Source organism: Bartonella saheliensis, assembly GCF_902162175.1.
In genome coordinates, this window is record NZ_LR607196.1 from 43,323 (window position 1) to 62,370 (window position 19,048).

A 19,048-nucleotide genomic window follows, 5' to 3' on the forward strand; every position below is an offset into this window, starting at 1 on the left:
CAGAAGTGACTAAAATTTTTGTACGAACGACACCTTAAAGTTACGACCAGGTTGGCTATAATAATCCTTCGGTGTTGAGCTTCCACTTGAAGGAATTTCTGATTCACTCCAATATTTTGTATTGAAAAGATTATAAACACCGGCTCTTAAGACAGGTCCTGTTTCACCAAATGGTTTCCACCACCCTGTCATATCAACAACATGGTATCCTGGATTTTTTTGGTAATCAGATTCTTTAGCTACTTTGTCACGTTTGGCTGCCAAAGTAAGAATAATATCGCTTCCCCAAACCTCTTTTGCATATCCTAATCCGATAACGGCTTTTAAAGGAGGGATTGAATTAAGATATTCCTTTTTATCAAGATCCTTTCCTTGTAAATAAGCAAGAGCTACATTACTATGAAAACCATTTTTAAGAACTAAATGCGCTTTTGTTTCAACACCAAAAATTTGCACGCGGGAACGATTCATGTAATGCCGACGCGCGAATCTGAATTCTTCTGATGGACCTTTATCCTCGGTATCTATGAAATTCTTATATTGGTTGATAAAGGCATTGAAGGAACCACCAAAACCTGTACTTCCATAACGTAACCCCACATCATACCCATTGCTTGTTTCTGGTTGAAGATCAGGATTTCCTTTCACGTAATAAGCACCAGGCTTGATATAAGAGACGTAAAGCTCTGAAATACGTGGTGCACGAAAAGCTTGTGCCCACTGAGCATAGAGCGTTACCTGATTACGAACATCCCACTCCATGCGTAATTTAGGAGAAAAGCGTGATCCACTTCTTTCTGGAGGAAATTTATCAGAAATCAGAGCTTTCTCATAAGAAGATGTTTTCTGAGGAACATATTTGTACCAATCATACCGCCCTCCCGGTGTTACACGAAAACGATCATCACCTAACCCAATTTCATCTTCAAAAACAAAACCTAAATTGTAACCATTTGTGTCTGGTGAATCAGAGCGATTAGCAGGAACAAAAAGACATCCTCGGGCGTATTCTTTTATATGACAATTATCTTTACCGAATAAATAGTGATGAAATTTAGATGACGAGACATTTGTTGCAAACTTTAATGTATGACTTACAGTGCTAAAATCGACTTTTTTAAGTGCATCAGCATTGAAACCATAATTGATATTACGCAAAAAATTATCTCTTAAATAATCCCCTTTGGGGGCTGAAACACGAACGCCACTCATAACGTAACGACTTGATTGTCTTTGCCAATAAAGCTTTCCACTAAACGCATCAAGAAGTGAGTCGCCACTACCATTATAATCATAAGAAAGAGAAAAACGCTCACGAAGCTTATCATCCCGCTCATAAACGGAACCTGGAGCATATCTTTTAGATGAATTTAATGCATGTGTGTTACTATTATGACCAAAACGCTCTGCAGTAAAACCAAGCCGATGGTTATCACTTAAATATTGATGAATTTTAAAAAGCAAATTATTTTTGTCAAAGTGAGAAGGATTTTTACGCGTGCGTTCTCCATATCCTTCCACTGTTCCCATATTTTTACGCTCATGACCTTCTACATAAGACCCTTGGAAAAGCAAAAATGTTTGGTAATTACGCACAGCAAACGCTTGATCGATGCGCCAGCTGTTATCAACAGAATTATAACCACCTTTTATAAGGCTTCCCCATTTTTTTCCTTCCACGATAAGATCTTCAGGATTAAGGGTACGCAATGCAATCATTCCTCCTAGAGCACCAGAACCATGAAGACTAGAATCTGATCCTTGAATAGTATCAAAGGTAGAAAGAGCATTGAAATCAAAAGTTGTATTTCCACCGCCACCACGGAATATATCATTAAACCATGGAAGAGAAATACCATCTATTGTCATAAGAACACGGTTTGCATCTAATCCGCGAACAACAAAACTATTATTTTCTGAATTATAGGAGACGGAAGGATTAAGACGACTCACGTCATACACATCAGTTATTTGTTTTTCATCAATATTCTCATTGGTGTTACGATTAGTTAGAATGGTTATTGAATTTGAAGCATCTTCTATTTTTTTTCCTTTAATAAGGATTGGTTTGAGCTCAGTCACAACATTCTTATCGCTGTTTTGTGCAAAAACACATGAAGGTATACAAACCGACAACGCACCTAAAATCACACAGCTCTTATGGATATTTTCTCGTCTTATTCGCATAACACATTATAACCTTTTTAAAAAACATCCCCTCTCTAAGCTTGAAATTTTACATAAAAACGCTTGACTTAACCCTATCAAAAGTTAGCCAACCAAGCAGGAATGATTTAACAATATAAAATCACAGAGAAACCATATTAAACATGATAAAATCAGTCAAGAAAAAAGTTGCAATTTCAAAATAGCTTGTTTTAATGAAATGAAATATCAAATATTGCACTTAGAATAGCGGCGGAAGAAACGATGAACTTTGCAAATACGAGGCAGTTATCAGCTCTTTGGATTGGTGCATTTGTTGGCGCCCTTTCTTTACATGTAGTATTGGGCGCACAGTTTTATTTTCGAAAGACTGGTGTCAGTGACGGCACGCTTTCTTCAACAGTTATGCTAACTCTTACCCAAGAGAGTATCTATCTGGATGCTGATATAGATTCGTCGAATCCAGATCATGATACAGATTTATCAAATGTGAGTGCGAAACCAGAATTATTACAACCAGATCTTGCTGAGCAAGAGCCAGAGATATCGGAGACGGTGGATGAAATTCAACCGGAAGAGCCGCAGCAGATTGTAGAAAAAGATGATTTTACAGAGAAGTCTTTGGAAGAATCTCCTCCTCACAAAGTAGAAGATAAAATATTGGAAAAAAAACCGAGACCAAAAACAGTTATCAAGCAATCCCTTATGAAGACTGCGCGTTCACTTACTGCTAGACAGAGCGGCAGTACAGCAGGGCTTGAAGATATGGTGTTAATGGAGTGGCTAGCAAAGGTACAGTCGCAATTAGAAAAGCAAAAAAATTATGTTGTAGGACAACGTACCAGTCGGGCAAAAGGAACGGTGAAGTTAGAGTTTAGAGTCCATGAGCGGGGGAGTATTTTTTCTAGCCGTATCGTCGTTTCTGCTGGAGATCCGGAACTTGATCGATTGGCTATGGCAGCCCTTCAACGTGTCGGTTCTTTTCCTCCCCCCCCACCATCAAAAGTAAATAAAACGATTAGAGTATCCTTGATATTTAGCTGATTTTTATGAAGGTTTCTGTTTAGATAATATATTGATTTAGAATGATTACCCATCATTTTATAATGTGAGTGAAATATAGTTTTTTCTAGATCTTTTTGACGTTGAATCAATCAAAATCATTCGTTTAAAAACGTCACAAAGGAGAATATGGATAAAAAGTTTTAGGAGTAAACATATTTCTTATGAATGCTCTAAATAAAAACGCTGCTGCAATATTGGGTATTAGGGGATGATAAGCCTATCGCTCTTATCTCATTAAAAGCAATATATCTAATCACTATACCATTAGAGAGAGGTTTTTCATAAGTACTTTTCATGTTTATCGTTATGAAATAAACTTAAAAGCATTAAAAGTACCTTTTTAAAATAAAAATAGGTATAAAAAATACATACTATTGGGGCTAAATACTCTGTTTTGTGCGAAGGATATGGGCTTATATATAAAGATGAGAAGAATAAAAGGCAAAGTTTTAGCTTCATTCCTAAAAGATATTAATATATTTAAAAGTTGTAAAACTGAATGAAAAGGGAAGGTGCAGGAGGATATTTTTTTATCTTTAAGGTTGTTTTACTCAATGAGTCTATCTTTTTGCTTCCAGAGATGACCCAGACAACTATAGTAATGGCGCATCCCTATGGGGTATAGAAATATTGTAATCAGAAAAAACATGTTATTGTACAAGATTTGAATGTTGATGAATAAGAAACAATAAAAGGATACACTATTCGTTTCACTCTTCTTATATTGATAATCTCTATAATATTATCGTGTATGTTTTGAGAAGAAATGAACTATTTGCACAACATGATGATTTATAATGATCATTCATTATTTTATATTGGGAATGAAAGCCCAGGATAGTATAGGATTTTCTTATTTCAGATCTATTGATACTGAATTGATTAAAATCTATTTTCTTACACGTTAAGAGTGAGTCCGTATATCGATACTCTTTTAAAAAGAAATACCCCCCTTAAGAATGCACAAGTATTTGGGAAGATTAAGGCATATTATTTCCATCGACCAGACAGCAGGTCGGTTTTTATATCTATTTTTCCAGTGAGTCTCGCTTTGTAGACGCCGTAATTTTCCATAACGCGCATCACGTAATTCCGTGTTTCTGTATAAGGAATGCGCTCAATCCAATCAACGATGTTATCAAGAGATTTTCCTCGAGGATCGCCATAACGTTTTATCCATTCATTAACTCGACGGGGGCCTGCATTATAGCCAATAAGCGTTAGGATATAGGATCCATTAAAACGTTCTAATTGCTCGTTGAGAAAATGGGATCCTAATGTCACATTATAGTGAGTATCACTGCTGAATTTTTTATGAGACCATGCGATTGAGTATTTTTTTGCGAGTTCTTTTGCTGTTGTAGGAAGCAATTGGAGTATACCTTGTGCACCTGCTTTTGATATGGCTGTTGGATTAAATTCGCTTTCTTGGCGTGCAATGGCATAAATAAGTGATTTTTCTTCTACAGAAATATGTGCAGAAGCTGGTATAGCACCCAGAGGGTGAGAAAGCGCTCCGACATTTTTCCCTTGAAAAACAGCCATTTTTCCGATTTTTAGGCTGGTATAATAGTCACCATTTTTTTCAGCCATAACAGCCAGAAGAGCCAATTCACCGGGGCTTTCTATTTTTTTTCCAAGCTCTCTATAAAAAACTTTAGCAAAATCAGCATAACCTGCTTCTTCAAGACGTTGAATTGCTTTTATGGTTTTTCGTGCACTAAAATGTTGTCGCTCAGCGGTTGTTGGTTTAGGAAAGGAAATGTGAAGCTTTTTTTGATTGAGTCGTGCAGCGGCTAATTGGCCATAATAAGTTGTGCCAAAATGAGCCGCGCGATGAAAGTAATGCTGGGCATTTTTATGTTCTCTTAGCGTTTCTGCTGTTCGTCCCATCCAGTAATATCCACGTGATGCAGAAAAAGGTAAAGAAGAAAGTTGAGGAATGCGTGAAAAGTGCTGCATTGCTAATTTAGGGTTATGAAGAAACCGTAGTGCGTACCATCCTGCATGAAACTCAGCATCGACGGCTAATGCAGATGTCAAGCCAGTGTGCATTGCAACGAGTTGATAAGCCATTTGGGGCTTGTTTAAATCGAGCATTTCGCGAGAAAGGGCGCGTTGTTCTTTCCACAATGAATGAGGGTTCATAAGATGGAAGGCATCTTTGGATGTTTTCATCATGAGTGTTGCTGCGGCATCATATTGCTCTGTTCGCCGAAGATGGCGCATTCGAGCAAACTGAAAGAGAGGATCTTTTTTCCATGTTCTCTCGACAGCGCGTAATTTTTGTGTCGCTCTAGGATCATTTTTTTCAACAGCTACAAAAGCATCAAAAAGAGATTGAGCATGGGCTAATTTTGCAACGCGTGCCGCTGAATCAAAACGATGTGCATACAGCATAAACTGCATGCGTTTTAAATGATCTATAGGTTTTAAGGCTGCAGCTGCATTTTTAAGAACAAATACTTCTTCTTTTGCATTAAGCGGTGTTTTATGCCACCATGGTGCAATAACATGTTGGGCATGGGTAATTTGTCCCATTGCGATAAGTGCTTTAGCAAAGAGAGCCATACCTTGTGCGGTAAGAGGGGGATGATGCGAAAACTTTTGGATGATAGCACGTGTGACATTTGTTTCGTTAAGAAAAGCACGTTCAGCATTGCGTTGCATCGTTTCTATACCGGGCCATCCTTTTAGCATGTTGATGGCATTATATATTTCAGAACTTGGTATATTATCTTGGTTTGATAGCCCCAGCGCCCATGTCAAAATATAACGATCAAGACTGTGTTTTTCCAGTGAATTACGAAGACTTATTGTTTTTGCAATATTATTGTTTGCAAGAGCATCTAATCCAGCTTTTAGTTGTTTGAATGTCGCAGTATTGTGCGATGTCGTGTGTCTGTGGTGAAGAAGTTCTTGAGCTTCTTGTTTAAAGGCAAGGGCGGTAGGGCGTGCTGAAGGGATTGGTGCTTTCCCATGTAAAAGAGGTGTTTGTGCATAGGCACTTGAAAATAAAATTCTTATTGCCAGTATAAGTGCAATAGAGGTTGATACGAAAAGAGAGGTAGAAAACACACGCATAGAGAAAAGACCTTGAGACCTTGCTTTTTGTAAAAACTTAAGGGTTTATAGAACACAAGCATGAAAAACGCGTTAATACGGACGGCTTATTTAAAAGAAATATTCAAAATTTAAGGAGGGACATCTTCATTTTATGGAGGCTTTTTTTGAAATTCATCTTGCTTCAATAATAGAGCAAGATTATGCTCTATTTAAAATTTATAAAGGCGATTATTAAAAAAATAAAAGCGAACATTATAGGGAGTTTATCATGCTCAAGGGAGCTATAACTGCGCTTATCACACCGTTTGATCAGAAGGGTGCAATTGATGAGAAAGCGTTTTGTGAATTTGTTGAATGGCAGATCGCACAAGGGATTAACGGTGTAAGCCCTGTTGGGACGACAGGTGAATCAGCAACTTTAAGTCATGAAGAACATAAGCGAATTATAGCATTGTGTGTTGAGCAGGTCGCAAAGCGTGTTCCTGTTGTTGCTGGAGCAGGATCAAATAGCACAAGTGAGGCTATAGAGCTTGCACAATACGCGCAAAAAGCTGGTGCAGATGCCGTTTTGGTTGTTACGCCCTATTATAATAGACCCAATCAGTCCGGTTTATATAAGCATTTTTCTTCCATTGCCAAAGCTGTTTCTATCCCAATTATAATTTATAACATTCCGGGTCGTTCTGTTATCGATATGAGTGTGGAAACAATGAGAGACCTTTATCAAGACTTTAACAATATCATTGGTGTTAAGGATGCAACGAGCAGAATTGAGCGCGTGAGTGAACAAGGTGAAAAATGTGGCAAAGATTTTGTGCAGCTTTCTGGTGATGATTGTACAGCATTAGGTTTTAATGCCCATGGAGGTATTGGATGTATTTCAGTTTCCTCCAATGTTGCTCCAAAACTTTGTGCAGAGCTTCAAGCTGCTTGCTTTCATGGTGATTATAAAACAGCAAGGGAATTAAATGATCGCCTCATGCCTCTCAATCGAGCTGTGTTTATTGAACCTAGCCCTGCAGGGATTAAATATGCTGCTGCAAAATTGGGGTTTTGTGGTGAAACTGTGCGTTCTCCGATTGTTCCATTAACAGAGAGCACCAAGAAGATTATTGATGCAGCCCTTATTCATGCGGGGCTTTTAAAAGCATAAAATGATATTGATAAAGCCATGAATAAAAAAAAGAACACGCCCGCACGGAAAATAATTGCTGATAATCGTAAAGCACGTTTTAATTTTGAAATCCTGAATAATCTTGAGGCGGGTCTTGTTCTTCAAGGAGCGGAAGTAAAGTCTTTACGTTCTAATCATGCTAATATTGCTGAAAGCTATGCCAGTTTTGAAAATGGAGAATTATGGTTAGTAAACAGCTATATTCCTGAATATACGCAAGCCAATCGTTTTAATCATGAACCGCGACGTTTGCGTAAATTATTGCTTTCAAAACGTGAAATGGCACGCTTTTTTAATGCAACATCCCGTGAGGGAATGACACTTGTTCCTCTCAAACTTTATTTTAATGAACGTGGGCGCGTTAAGTTAGAGATTGCTTTAGCCCGTGGGAAAAAACTTCATGATAAGCGTGAAACAGAAAAAAAACGTGATTGGGGACGTGAAAAAGCAAGACTTTTAAAAAGATATGGATGATTGGTTTAAATATGCTTTATTGATTTAGCATTGATCTAAGTATGTTTTTGCTGCTTGAAAAATTTGGTGAAACATAGCGTCTGTCAAGCGGCCAGTATTCGTATTATAACGAGAACAGTGATAGCTGGAAAAGATGCGTAATCTACCAATGTTATTGATTGTACCATGTCCAAAAGGATGCGCTAAAACTTTTGCATTAAGAGCACGTATGGTTGAATGGTGTGCAATGGTACCTAAGGTAATAACGGCTTTAAGTTCAGGAAGACTTGTTAAAAGAGGCGAGAAAAAAGAGCGGCACGTGTTAATTTCAGCACCGGTGGGTTTATTTTCTGGTGGAACACAACGAACAGAGTTAACAATTGCGGCATCAATTAGTTCAAGACTATCGTCTGCTCTTTCTTCAAAGGTTCCTTGGGCAAATCCGAATTTTTTTAAAGTGGAGTAAAGTAAGTGCCCAGCATAATCACCCGTAAATGGACGCCCAGTTCGATTAGCGCCGCGTAAACCGGGAGCAAGACCAACAATGAGAAGACGCGTTGTGTCTGCTCCTTTATAGGGAAAGAAAGGGCGTACTGGCGCGTTATGCCAACTTGGTTCTTTCACACGCCAGTCAGCAATAAACTGATGGAGCCTAGGGCATAAATTGCAATTTGGGGGTGGCTCTGGGTAAAGCGATGTTAATGGGTTATTCATGGCGTTAGGTATCAATTGTTTTTTATTATTTTGAGTCTTTTATGGTGTGTATGATGGATCATGTTTTGATAAAAAATTCAGAATATCAATAAACTTTTTTAGAAAAACGTTTAATATAAACTTATGGCTAATGATAATGTAACAAGAAGCAATCTTTCAGTCATTTATTCGGTGAATAAGAGTGTAATATATACGATGTTTAAAGAAAAAAATCTGTCTGTCATAAATATAGTATCATAAAAAAAATGTACATAAAGCTTTTGTTATTGGAAAGGATTTTTAAGAGTTTGTATTTCTTTTAAGAGGATAAAGATTCCAAAGAGATATTTTGTCAAGAAACACCTTATCTTTGTTCAAATCCAATCTATTGGAATTGTTTGAAGCGCAGCTTTGATAACGAGCGTGAAAAGAATATACATTTTTCTATAAAGTTACCAAGAGTTTGCTCAAATAAGTTCTTTAAGCAAAAAATATAAAAGTTTATATTGTTTTTCTTGTGTTTTATTTTGACTATTGTATATACTCCTCATATCCGCTATTAAATTTTTATTTGAGAAAGAGGCATAAATGGCCCGTGTAACGGTAGAAGATTGTATTGATAAAGTTGATAACCGCTTTGAATTGGTACTTTTAGCAGGTCATCGGGCGCGTCAGATTTCACAAGGTGCGCAGATTACAGTTGATCGGGATAATGATAAAAACCCAGTTGTTGCTTTGCGTGAAATAGCAGAAGAAACATTGTCGCCAGCTGATTTAAAAGAAGATCTTATTCATTCTCTGCAAAAGCATGTGGAAGTAGATGAACCAGAAATGGCAAGTGAGTTCATTACCCATTCAAGTGAAGCTGAAAGTGTTTTTAATACATCATCGCAAGAAGAAGGAGCTTCATTTGATCAAATGTCCGAAGAAGAGCTTTTAGCGGGGATTGAAGGTTTGGTTGTTCCAGAAAAAAGTGACGATTATTAATTACTACGGTTGATATTACAGGGGTGAAGATACCTTATCATATAAGGAGCAGTTGTTTTTTTTGTCCTTTATTGATAAGGCGTGTTCAATAAGGGGTAGAGGTGTGAAAAGATAAAGGATATGCTCGTATGATGCGTCAGCGTGAGCTTGTTGGGCGTGTTCAACGTTACAAGTCTGACGTAGATGAGGCTCTTCTAAACAGAGCCTATGATTATGCAATGAAAAAGCATGCACATCAAAAGCGTGCTTCAGGGGATCTTTATTTTTCCCATCCTTTGGAAGTTGCTGCTATTTTAACGGATATGCGGTTAGACGAGGCAACGATTGCTGTTGCTCTTTTGCATGATACAATTGAAGATACAAGCGCTACGCGGGCAGAGATTGATCAGCTTTTTGGTTCTGAAATTGGGAAGTTGGTTGAAGGGCTTACAAAGCTTAATAAGCTTGATCTTGTATCAAAGAAAGCAGTACAGGCAGAAAATCTTCGTAAACTTCTTATTGCCATTTCTGATGATGTTCGTGTTCTTTTAGTCAAACTTGCAGACCGCCTTCATAATATGCGTACCCTTGGTGTCATGCGTGATGATAAACGCCGACGAATTGCTGAGGAGACAATGGATATTTATGCGCCACTTGCGGGCCGTATGGGGATGCAGGATATGCGCGAGGAATTAGAGGACCTCTCTTTCTTTTATTTAAATCCAGAAGGTCATCGTACGATTACCAATCGACTTTCTGAATTATCAAAGCGCAATCGTGATTTGCTTTTCACAATTGAAAATGAATTGACAAAACTTTTTTTGGAAAATGGTATTAAAGCAGATGTTAAAAGCCGTCAGAAAAAATCTTATTCCGTTTTTCGTAAAATGGAAAGTAAAGCATTATCTTTTGAACAGTTATCGGATATTTTTGGATTTCGTGTGATTGTTGAAACGGTGGATGATTGTTATCGTGCTCTTGGTGTCATCCATACGACCTGGCCGATGGTTCCTGGTCGTTTTAAAGATTATATCTCTATACCAAAGCAAAATGATTATCGTTCTATTCATACAACCATTGTGGGACCTTCAAGACAACGTGTTGAATTGCAAATTAGAACGGCTGCCATGAATGAAGTTGCTGAATATGGGGTTGCAGCTCATTCCATATATAAAGAGCACGGTTCCAATTATTCGACTTCGAAATTATCAAGCGAAACGAATGCCTATGCATGGTTGCGCCAAACGATACAATCTTTATCTGATGGAGATAATCCGGAAGAATTTTTAGAACATACAAAACTTGAGCTTTTTCAAGACCAAGTTTTTTGTTTTACGCCAAAAGGTCGGTTAATTGCTTTTCCTAAAGGCGCGACACCTATCGATTTTGCTTATGCTGTCCATACAGACATCGGCGATTCTTGTGTGGGTGTAAAAATCAATGGTCGTATTATGCCTTTAATGACTAAATTAAAAAATGGTGACGAAGTTGATATTATCCGTTCACACGCTCAAATTCCGCCAGCTGCGTGGGAATTTCTTGTTGTCACAGGTAAAGCACGTTCAGCTATTCGACGCGCAAGCCGAGCAGCGGTACGTAAGCAATATTCAGGCTTAGGATATCGTATTCTTGAGCGTTCGTTTGAATATATGGGAAAACAATTTTCAAAAGATGTTTTAAAGAAAGTTTTGCCACGTTTGGCACGTAAAGATGTAGAAGATGTCTTGGCTGCTGTTGGGCGTGGAGAGTTGTTTTCCGCTGATGTGATTAAAGCGGTTTATCCTGATTATCAAGAGCGTGTAGTGCAAAAATCATCTTTTAAGCCTGGGGAAGAAGGGTGGTTTAATATTGAAAATGCTCAAGGGATGATTTTTAAGGTTCCAGAAAATGAAAAAGATGCAATGATAGAGGATCATCAATCTAAAGCCTTACCTATTCGAGGAACCAGTGGAGATATACCTGTGCGTTTTTCACCGGAAGGGGCTGTACCTGGAGATCGGATTGTTGGCATTATGCAACCAGGTGCAGGGATCGTTATTTATCCAATCCAGTCTTCGGCTTTGATGGCCTATGATGATCAGCCAGAACGATGGATTGATGTCCGCTGGGATATTGATGCCCAAATGAATGAACGTTTTCCTGCAAGGATGAATATTTTGGTTGTCAATAGTCCTGGTTCTTTAGCTGAAATTGCGCAAATAATTTCTGCTAACGATGCCAATATCCAAAATTTATCTTTTATCCGTACAGCACCAGATTTTACAGAAATGATGATTGATCTAGAAGTTTGGGATTTAAAACATTTGAATCGTATCTTTTCTCAGTTAAAAAAGGCAGATTCAGTTAGTACAGTACGACGGGTTCATGGATAATAGGGAAGATTTTGCAATGAATACACAAGATGTCATTGATATTTTTAAACAAGCAGATGCTATTCTAGAAGGGCATTTTATTTTAACATCGGGGCGCCATAGTGCAACTTATATGCAAAAGGCAAAAGTTTTTATGCATGCTGACTTGACGGAAAAGCTCTGTCGTGGATTGGCTGAAAAAATCAAAGAATCTATTGAAGAACAAATTGATTATGTTGTTGGTCCCGCAATTGGCGGTCTTATTCCTTCATATGAAACTTCACGTCACCTTGGTGTTCCTTCTCTTTGGGTAGAGCGTGTCGATGGCGTCTTTGAATTGCGTCGTTTTGAAATCAAAAAGGGTGCGCGGGTTGTTATTGTTGAAGATATTGTGACAACGGGTCTTTCGATTCGTGAGACCATTGAGGCGTTGACAGCAGCAGGAGCAGAGGTCTTGGCAAGTGCCTGTATCCTTGATCGCTCTGGCGGTAAGGTTGATGTTGGTGTTCCGTTGATTGCGCTAGCTGAATACGAGATAGCTTCTTATGCGAGTGATGCACTTCCTGCAGATCTTTCTGCTCTTCCAGCAATTAAACCAGGAAGTCGAAATATTTAGTCGAAATATTTAATTGTCTTTCTATTTTTTTTTATGCAAAAACTTAAAAAGATTAATTTGGATGATATAGATTATTTTGTCATCAAAGGATGTATATTGAGAGTCAAATGCTTTTTCGTCGTCGAGAACCAGTAGATTTTGTAACGCGTATTCGACTTTGGTTATGGCCGCGTCGTTCATTTTCCCGCTCATTTTCTTACATCTATAAACGTATTTTGCGTATATCAGCAACACCGCACGAGGTTGCATTAGGGTTTGCTATTGGCATTTTTTTAGCTTGTTCTCCTGTTTTTGGTGTGCATATTATCTTGGCAATATTTTTTTCTTGGATTTTGCGTGCAAACTTTGCAGCTGCAATTATTGGGACGGTTTTTTCTAATCCACTTACATTTTTATTGATTGTCATGGCTGATTATAAAGTAGGGTATTTTTGTTTATCGCTCTTTAGCGATGTCAATGAGATCTCTCTTTCTCAAATTCGCGCTCTGTTTAACGGTTTGACGGTGTCAAATCTCTCTCTCCTTTTTAAAGGTGCATGGAACACAATTATGAGTCCTATGATTTTAGGTGGAACTCTTTTAGGTGTTGTTTTTGGTGGTTTATCTTATATAGGTGTTTATAGAGCAACGGTTCGTTTTAAACAAAAGCGATATCAAAAGATTATAAAAAAAGGCGTTTAAAGAAGCGTTCATTGTAAGAAAGATCGGATAATATTTTATGATTGTTGGTCTTGGAAATGATTTGGTTGATATACGACGCATTGAGAGAATGTTGGTTCGTTATGGCGAGCGGTTTATCCAGCGTATTTTTACGGATATTGAAAGGAATAGGTCTGAAAATCTCAAAAAGAAATCTTCTTCTTATGCAAAAAGATTTGCGGCTAAAGAAGCATGTGCTAAAGCCTTAGGGACGGGAATCGCTTATGGTATCAATTGGAAAGACATGGGAGTGGTTAATTTATCTTCTGGAAAACCAATCATGCAATTAACAAATCGTGCGCAAGTGCAACTTCAAAAATTATTACCTCCTCATCATGATGCAGTTATTCATCTCAGCATCACAGATGATTTTCCTTGGGCGCAGGCATTTGTTATTATTGAAGCACTTCCACGTGGATAGATGGCGTGAGAGATTGTGCTTTTGTTATTTGAATATTATGATGAAAAAAAGTTATATTTGTGATGGGAAGGCAGTTGGTGATGGTCCAAAAAGATAAAGTGCATAAAAAAGAAAAAAAAGGTGGGATTTTTGAATTAATTTCTGTTTTAATACAGGCTCTGCTTTTAGCAGCGTTTATTCGAACACTTTTTTTCCAGCCTTTTAGTATTCCCTCCGGTTCCATGCGTCCTACTTTGCTTGTGGGGGATTATCTCTTTGTTTCTAAGTATGCATATGGGTATTCTCATTTTTCAATCCCCTTTTCTCCTCCTCTTTTTTCTGGACGTATTTGGGCATCCCAACCTAAACGGGGAGATGTAGTCGTTTTTCGTTTACCAAGTAATCCAAAGATCGATTATATAAAACGCGTTATTGGGCTCCCGGGTGATCGTATACAAGTTCGTCAAAGCGTCCTTTATATTAATGATAAGGCTGTTTCACGTCACTTTATGGGAGAGATTGATAATTCTGATATAACGGAAGTGAATTATCCTGTTGAGGTTTATCGTGAGACATTGCCCAATGGTGTTCGCTACGATACGCTTGATTTAGCTTTTATTCCAAAAGTTGATGATACAAAAGTTTTTGAAGTTCCTCAGGGACATTATTTTATGATGGGGGATAACCGTGACAATTCAGATGATAGTCGTTTGGATGTAGGCTATGTTCCAGAAGAAAATCTTATTGGTCGCGCGAGCGTGATTTTCTTTTCTATCAGTAACGGTTCAAGTGCTTGGCAGATTTGGCGTTGGCCATTTGATGTACGTTGGAAACGCTTGTTTTCTTTCATAAATAAGGTTCATGATTTGCCGCTTATCAAGCAAGGAAACAACGATGAAACCTCTCATGATTGATCAGCTTTTCAAGCTGACGGGGCATCGTTTTAAAGATGAAGAAAAATTAAAAAGAGCATTAACACACGCGAGTGTGCAAGATTCGGAACAAGGGAATTATGAACGATTAGAATTTCTAGGCGATCGGGTTCTAGGACTTTTGATTGCAGAGATGCTGTATCAACTTTTCCCTAAAGCAAGTGAAGGTGAATTATCAGTCCGTTTGAATCATCTGGTCAATGCGCAGACATGTGCTGATATTGCACGTGAAATGAGGCTGCCTGATATGATCCAAGTTGGTTTTGAGATGAGAAATTTTGAAGGGCGTCGTCTCATTAATATGCATGCAGATGTCGTAGAAGCTTTGATTGCAGTGATGTATCTTGATGGAGGATTAGAGAGTGTTCGCCCCTTTATTCAAAAATATTGGCAAAGTCGGGCAAAGAAAATGAATGCAGCTCGACGTGATGCCAAGACAGAGTTACAAGAATGGGCGCATATTCAAGGTAATGCACAACCACATTATCAGATTATCAAACGCTCAGGTCCAGATCACGATCCTGTTTTTATAGTAGAGGTTAGTATTTCAGGTTTTGCTTCAGAGATTGGGCAGGGAAGCTCTAAAAGATATGCTGAAAGGATGGCTGCTGAAAAAATTTTGCGCCGAGAGGGGGTGTGGGAAACAATAGGAAAAAATGATCATGAGTGACGTTATGAAAACGCGTTCTGGGTTTGTGGTGCTTATTGGGATGCCTAATGCTGGTAAATCAACATTGGTTAATCAGTTGGTTGGAACAAAGGTTTCAATTGTAACGCATAAGGTACAAACAACACGAACTTTAATCCGCGGTATTGTTATTCATGATAATGTGCAAATTGTGTTGGTTGATACACCGGGTGTTTTTCGTCCCCATAAGCGCTTAGAACGTGCCATGGTTTCTGCTGCTTGGGGAGGGGCTAAGAGCGCTGATGTTTTGCTTGTTTTAATTGATGCTCAAAGTGGTCTTTCAGATGAAGTTGAGATGATGTTAGATATTGTCAACACTATGAAACAAGAAAAAGTTCTTGTTCTCAATAAGGTTGATACAGTTGTTAAATCATCTCTTTTAGCGTTAACCACTCAAATAAATGAACGTGTAAAGTTTGCGCAAACATTTATGATTTCTGCTCTAAATGGTTCTGGTTGCAAGGATTTACTTCATGCGTTGAGTAACATGATGCAGGAGGGGCCATGGTATTATCCGGAAGATCAAATTTCCGATATGCCTATGCGTCATCTTGCTGCTGAAATTACGCGTGAAAAACTTTTTCTTCGTCTTCATGATGAGCTTCCTTATTCCTCAACGGTTGAAACAGAAAGCTTTGAAGAGCGTTCAGATGGTTCCGTTAAAATTAATCAAGTTATCTATGTAGAGCGTGAGAGCCAGAAAAAAATTATTTTAGGAGCAAAAGGCGATACAATTAAAACGATTGGTCAAGCTGCACGCAAGGAACTCATGAAAATTATGGATCAAAAGGTTCATCTTTTTCTTTTTGTGAAAGTGCGTAATAATTGGGATGCTGATCCAGAACGTTATCGCGAAATGGGATTGGATTTTTTAAAATAATATTTTAAAAAATAATTAAAATACAATGAAATGGAAAGAACAAGCCGTTATTCTTGGGGCACGTCAATATGGTGAAACAAGTGTTATTCTTGAGATTATGACACGTGAACGTGGTCGTTATATGGGGGTAGTAAAAGGGGGGCGTTCGCGTCGTATGGCTGCTCTTCTTCAGCCTGGAAATTTTGTGGAGGCTGAATGGAGTGCGCGTTTAGAAGAGCATTTGGGACTTTTTCGCCTAGAAGCACTTGATTTACATGCGGCACGATTAATCTGTCTACCAGAAGCACTTTATGCTTTGCAATTGGTTGCTTTTCATTTAAGGCTCCTTCCTGAGCGTGATCCGCACCCTATTTTATATGATATTTTACACCTTTTTATGCAGAATTTTGATGAACCATTTGTAAATGCGGAATTGCTTGTACGTTTTGAAATGCGGCTTCTTGAAGAACTTGGCTTTGGTCTTGATTTATCTTGTTGTGCTGCAACAGGTCGTCAGGAAAAACTTTATTACGTATCGCCAAAATCTGGACGGGCTGTCTGTGAAGAAGCAGGGGAACCTTGGAAAAAAAAGCTTCTTATTCTTCCACAGTTTCTTGTGCAAAGAACAACTCGTCCTACTGATTTTAGGGATATAATAAATGGTTTTAACTTAACGGGTTTTTTTCTTATGCGTCATGTTTGGGGGCCACGAGATATAAAACAGCCATCAGTCCGCATGAATTTGATACAGTTGTTTGAGCGTCGATTTGGTATACAGACATTTATTTGTTGATGTGATCATAATTGAATAGAATGGAAAAATGAAAGTTTTAAAGACAATTGCTGAAGTTCGCCAATATAGTTCAGAGGAACGGAGTTTAGGCTTTTCGATTGGTTTTGTTCCAACAATGGGAGCTCTTCATGAGGGGCATCTGGCATTAGTACAGCGTGCAAAAGCCATGTGTGATCGCGTATTGGTTTCTATTTTTGTCAATCCAAAGCAATTTGGAACTGATGAAGATTTTGATCAATATCCAAGAGACTTGAGAGCCGATTGTGTTTTATTGGAAAAAGCGGGTGTTGAATGTGTTTTTGCGCCTTCCGTGGAAGAAATGTGGCCCTTGGGAAACGATACGATTGTAAAGGTAGAAAAATTATCACGTATTTTGATGGGAAAATTACGTCCAGGGCACTTTTGTGGTGTAACGAGTGTGGTTGCTAAGCTTTTTAATATTGTTCAGCCCGATAAAGCTTTTTTTGGAGAAAAGGATTTTCAACAAATTTTAATTATTCGGCGCATGGTTGAAGATTTAGCTTTTCCTGTTGAAATTATTGGAGTCCCTATTTTACGTGAAGCAGATGGTGTTGCCCACTCTTCACGGAATAAGCTTTTAACATTAGAAGATCGTAAAGCGGCCAAAATTATTCCTGAAAGTGGAAAAGCTGTTGAAAAGCTTTTTCATGAAGGTGAGCGGTCGGTTGATAAGTTATGCAAAATTGTACACAATATTTTACAAAAAGAAACGCGTGCAATCATTGAAGCGATAGATTTACGGGATATGGAAACTTTATGCGAGGTCAAAGGAACATTGAATAAACCAGCGGTTTTACTTCTTACTGTTCGCTTTGGTGAGGTAAGGCTTATTGATCAATATATATTGCAAGAGAAGGGCAGAAAATGAGTATCCATAAAACTGTAAAGCGTATAACATCTTCTCAAATACGCGAAAGAAAGGGACAACAGCCGATTGTTTCTTTAACAGCTTATCAAGCTTATACTGCGCGGATTGCGGACCCCTATTGCGATATCCTTTTGGTTGGTGATAGCGTTGGTATGGTGGTATATGGGTTTGAGACAACGCTTCCTGTTACTTTAGATATGATGATTTTACACGGGCAAGCTGTGGTGCGTGGATCTCAAAAAGCTCTTGTCGTTATTGATATGCCTTTTGGCTCTTATGAAGAAAGTAAAGAGCAGGCTTTTTTAAATGCATCGCGTATTCTTGCACAAACGGGGTGTGGGGCCGTTAAGCTTGAAGGTGGAGTTTATATAGCGGAAACAATAGATTTTTTATGTAAACGTGGCATACCAGTGATGGGACATATTGGTCTTACGCCCCAAGCGGTCAATCGTTTTGGTGGTTTTAAGACACAAGGACGGAAAGAGAGTGATTGGCAAAAAATTGAAGCCGACGGAGCTGCGATTGAGGAGGCTGGAGCTTTTTCTATTGTTTTGGAAGGGATTGTCGAACCTTTGGCCGTAAAATTAACAGAAAAGCTTTCTATTCCAACAATTGGTATTGGCGCATCTAATCAATGTGATGGACAAGTTTTGGTGATGGAAGATATGTTGGGCTATGGTGCTCACGTACCCAAATTTGTACGTCGTTATGGAGACCTTGAACAAGCCATGGAAACCGCAATCAAAAACTATGCAGAGGATGTTACATCCCGCGCTTTTCCAGCGGATAAAGAAGTTTATAAACTGAAATAAATTTTAGTTTAAGCTTAAAAGTTCGATAAGAGAAGATTTATTTATTTTGTAAGGAATGTACATTATTTCATATATTTTTGTATGAAATTTTAGCGATGATTTTTATTACTTTAATGGGGCTGTCTTTTTATGTAGGACAGAATGTCATTGGGGTGCTAATTTACGTACTTTTTTAAAGAAACATTTAGACATCTCATTCTATTTTGTGACAGTCCTCGTGAAGGCTATAATGGGAAAGCCTCCAGGAGCTGTATAAAATTTATAAAGCACGACCATCTTTATGCTTCGTAAAAAAACAAACGGATATCATCATACGCTTTGCCAACTTTCAATGTTGCTGACGATCGTTTGCCACTTGAGAGGTGGCATAAGAGGTATTTTGAGTCCTCTTGTGTATAGTTTTATTTGTATAGTTTTTAGTCCACAC

17 protein-coding genes are annotated in these 19,048 nt (G+C 38.2%); 14 read left to right on the plus strand and 3 right to left on the minus strand.

Going from position 1 to position 19,048, the window contains the following annotated elements; all coding sequences use genetic code 11:
* Positions 1–9: 9 nt before the first annotated feature.
* A complete protein-coding gene (locus FS875_RS01280; protein WP_144751959.1) occupies positions 10–2,187 on the minus strand; it encodes a TonB-dependent hemoglobin/transferrin/lactoferrin family receptor in 2,178 nt (725 codons plus the stop codon).
* 243 nt (positions 2,188–2,430) lie between these two features.
* Here FS875_RS01280 and FS875_RS01285 point away from each other — a divergent pair, with 243 nt between their 5' ends.
* The gene (locus FS875_RS01285; RefSeq protein ID WP_144751962.1) at positions 2,431–3,210 is read left to right on the plus strand and encodes an energy transducer TonB family protein; all 780 of its coding nucleotides are present in this window, start codon (positions 2,431–2,433) and stop codon (positions 3,208–3,210) included.
* Between the two features lie 1,011 nt (positions 3,211–4,221).
* Here FS875_RS01285 and FS875_RS01290 read toward each other — a convergent pair.
* On the minus strand, positions 4,222–6,315 hold the full coding sequence (locus tag FS875_RS01290) for a lytic transglycosylase domain-containing protein (protein ID WP_144751965.1): 2,094 nt from the start codon (positions 6,313–6,315) through the stop codon (positions 4,222–4,224).
* A 250-nt stretch (positions 6,316–6,565) separates the two neighbouring features.
* On the opposite strand from FS875_RS01290, the gene dapA reads away from it, so the two are divergent.
* Together dapA and smpB are read left to right on the plus strand one after the other, a co-directional pair.
* Complete coding sequence (gene dapA / locus FS875_RS01295) at positions 6,566–7,450, plus strand: 4-hydroxy-tetrahydrodipicolinate synthase (RefSeq protein WP_144751968.1); 885 nt, start codon at positions 6,566–6,568, stop codon at positions 7,448–7,450.
* Positions 7,451–7,468: 18 nt separating this feature from the next.
* On the plus strand, positions 7,469–7,945 hold the full coding sequence (gene smpB / locus FS875_RS01300) for an SsrA-binding protein SmpB (RefSeq protein WP_120121951.1): 477 nt from the start codon (positions 7,469–7,471) through the stop codon (positions 7,943–7,945).
* A gap of 24 nt (positions 7,946–7,969) precedes the next feature.
* Here the strand turns inward: smpB and FS875_RS01305 are convergent, their stop codons facing one another.
* The gene (locus tag FS875_RS01305; protein ID WP_144751971.1) at positions 7,970–8,638 is read right to left on the minus strand and encodes a uracil-DNA glycosylase; all 669 of its coding nucleotides are present in this window, start codon (positions 8,636–8,638) and stop codon (positions 7,970–7,972) included.
* A 567-nt stretch (positions 8,639–9,205) separates the two neighbouring features.
* Between FS875_RS01305 and rpoZ the strand changes: the two genes are divergently transcribed.
* From rpoZ to panB, 11 genes are all read left to right on the plus strand, one after another.
* A complete protein-coding gene (rpoZ, locus tag FS875_RS01310; RefSeq protein ID WP_120121952.1) occupies positions 9,206–9,604 on the plus strand; it encodes a DNA-directed RNA polymerase subunit omega in 399 nt (132 codons plus the stop codon).
* A gap of 128 nt (positions 9,605–9,732) precedes the next feature.
* A complete protein-coding gene (locus FS875_RS01315; protein WP_144751974.1) occupies positions 9,733–11,955 on the plus strand; it encodes a RelA/SpoT family protein in 2,223 nt (740 codons plus the stop codon).
* A 16-nt stretch (positions 11,956–11,971) separates the two neighbouring features.
* On the plus strand, positions 11,972–12,550 hold the full coding sequence (pyrE, locus tag FS875_RS01320) for an orotate phosphoribosyltransferase (protein WP_144751977.1): 579 nt from the start codon (positions 11,972–11,974) through the stop codon (positions 12,548–12,550).
* 107 nt (positions 12,551–12,657) lie between these two features.
* Positions 12,658–13,230, plus strand: a complete 573-nt coding sequence (locus tag FS875_RS01325) for a DUF2062 domain-containing protein (RefSeq protein WP_144751980.1) — start codon at positions 12,658–12,660, stop codon at positions 13,228–13,230.
* A 37-nt stretch (positions 13,231–13,267) separates the two neighbouring features.
* On the plus strand, positions 13,268–13,669 hold the full coding sequence (gene acpS / locus FS875_RS01330; RefSeq protein ID WP_144751983.1) for a holo-ACP synthase: 402 nt from the start codon (positions 13,268–13,270) through the stop codon (positions 13,667–13,669).
* An 80-nt stretch (positions 13,670–13,749) separates the two neighbouring features.
* Positions 13,750–14,562 (plus strand): signal peptidase I, encoded by an 813-nt coding sequence (gene lepB / locus FS875_RS01335; RefSeq protein ID WP_144752206.1) that lies wholly within the window; start codon positions 13,750–13,752, stop codon positions 14,560–14,562.
* Positions 14,543–15,250, plus strand: coding sequence for a ribonuclease III (rnc, locus tag FS875_RS01340; RefSeq protein WP_144751986.1), 708 nt, complete (start codon positions 14,543–14,545; stop codon positions 15,248–15,250). The genes lepB and rnc overlap by 20 nt, the downstream gene beginning before the upstream one ends.
* Positions 15,243–16,148, plus strand: coding sequence for a GTPase Era (gene era, locus FS875_RS01345; RefSeq protein WP_144751989.1), 906 nt, complete (start codon positions 15,243–15,245; stop codon positions 16,146–16,148). The genes rnc and era overlap by 8 nt, the downstream gene beginning before the upstream one ends.
* Positions 16,149–16,173: 25 nt before the next feature.
* Positions 16,174–16,920, plus strand: coding sequence for a DNA repair protein RecO (recO, locus tag FS875_RS01350; protein WP_144751992.1), 747 nt, complete (start codon positions 16,174–16,176; stop codon positions 16,918–16,920).
* Positions 16,921–16,948: 28 nt separating this feature from the next.
* Entirely contained in the window at positions 16,949–17,809 is an 861-nt protein-coding gene (gene panC / locus FS875_RS01355; protein WP_144751995.1) for a pantoate--beta-alanine ligase, read from the plus strand.
* Positions 17,806–18,621, plus strand: coding sequence for a 3-methyl-2-oxobutanoate hydroxymethyltransferase (gene panB, locus FS875_RS01360; RefSeq protein WP_144751998.1), 816 nt, complete (start codon positions 17,806–17,808; stop codon positions 18,619–18,621). The genes panC and panB overlap by 4 nt, the downstream gene beginning before the upstream one ends.
* Positions 18,622–19,048: the final 427 nt, after the last annotated feature.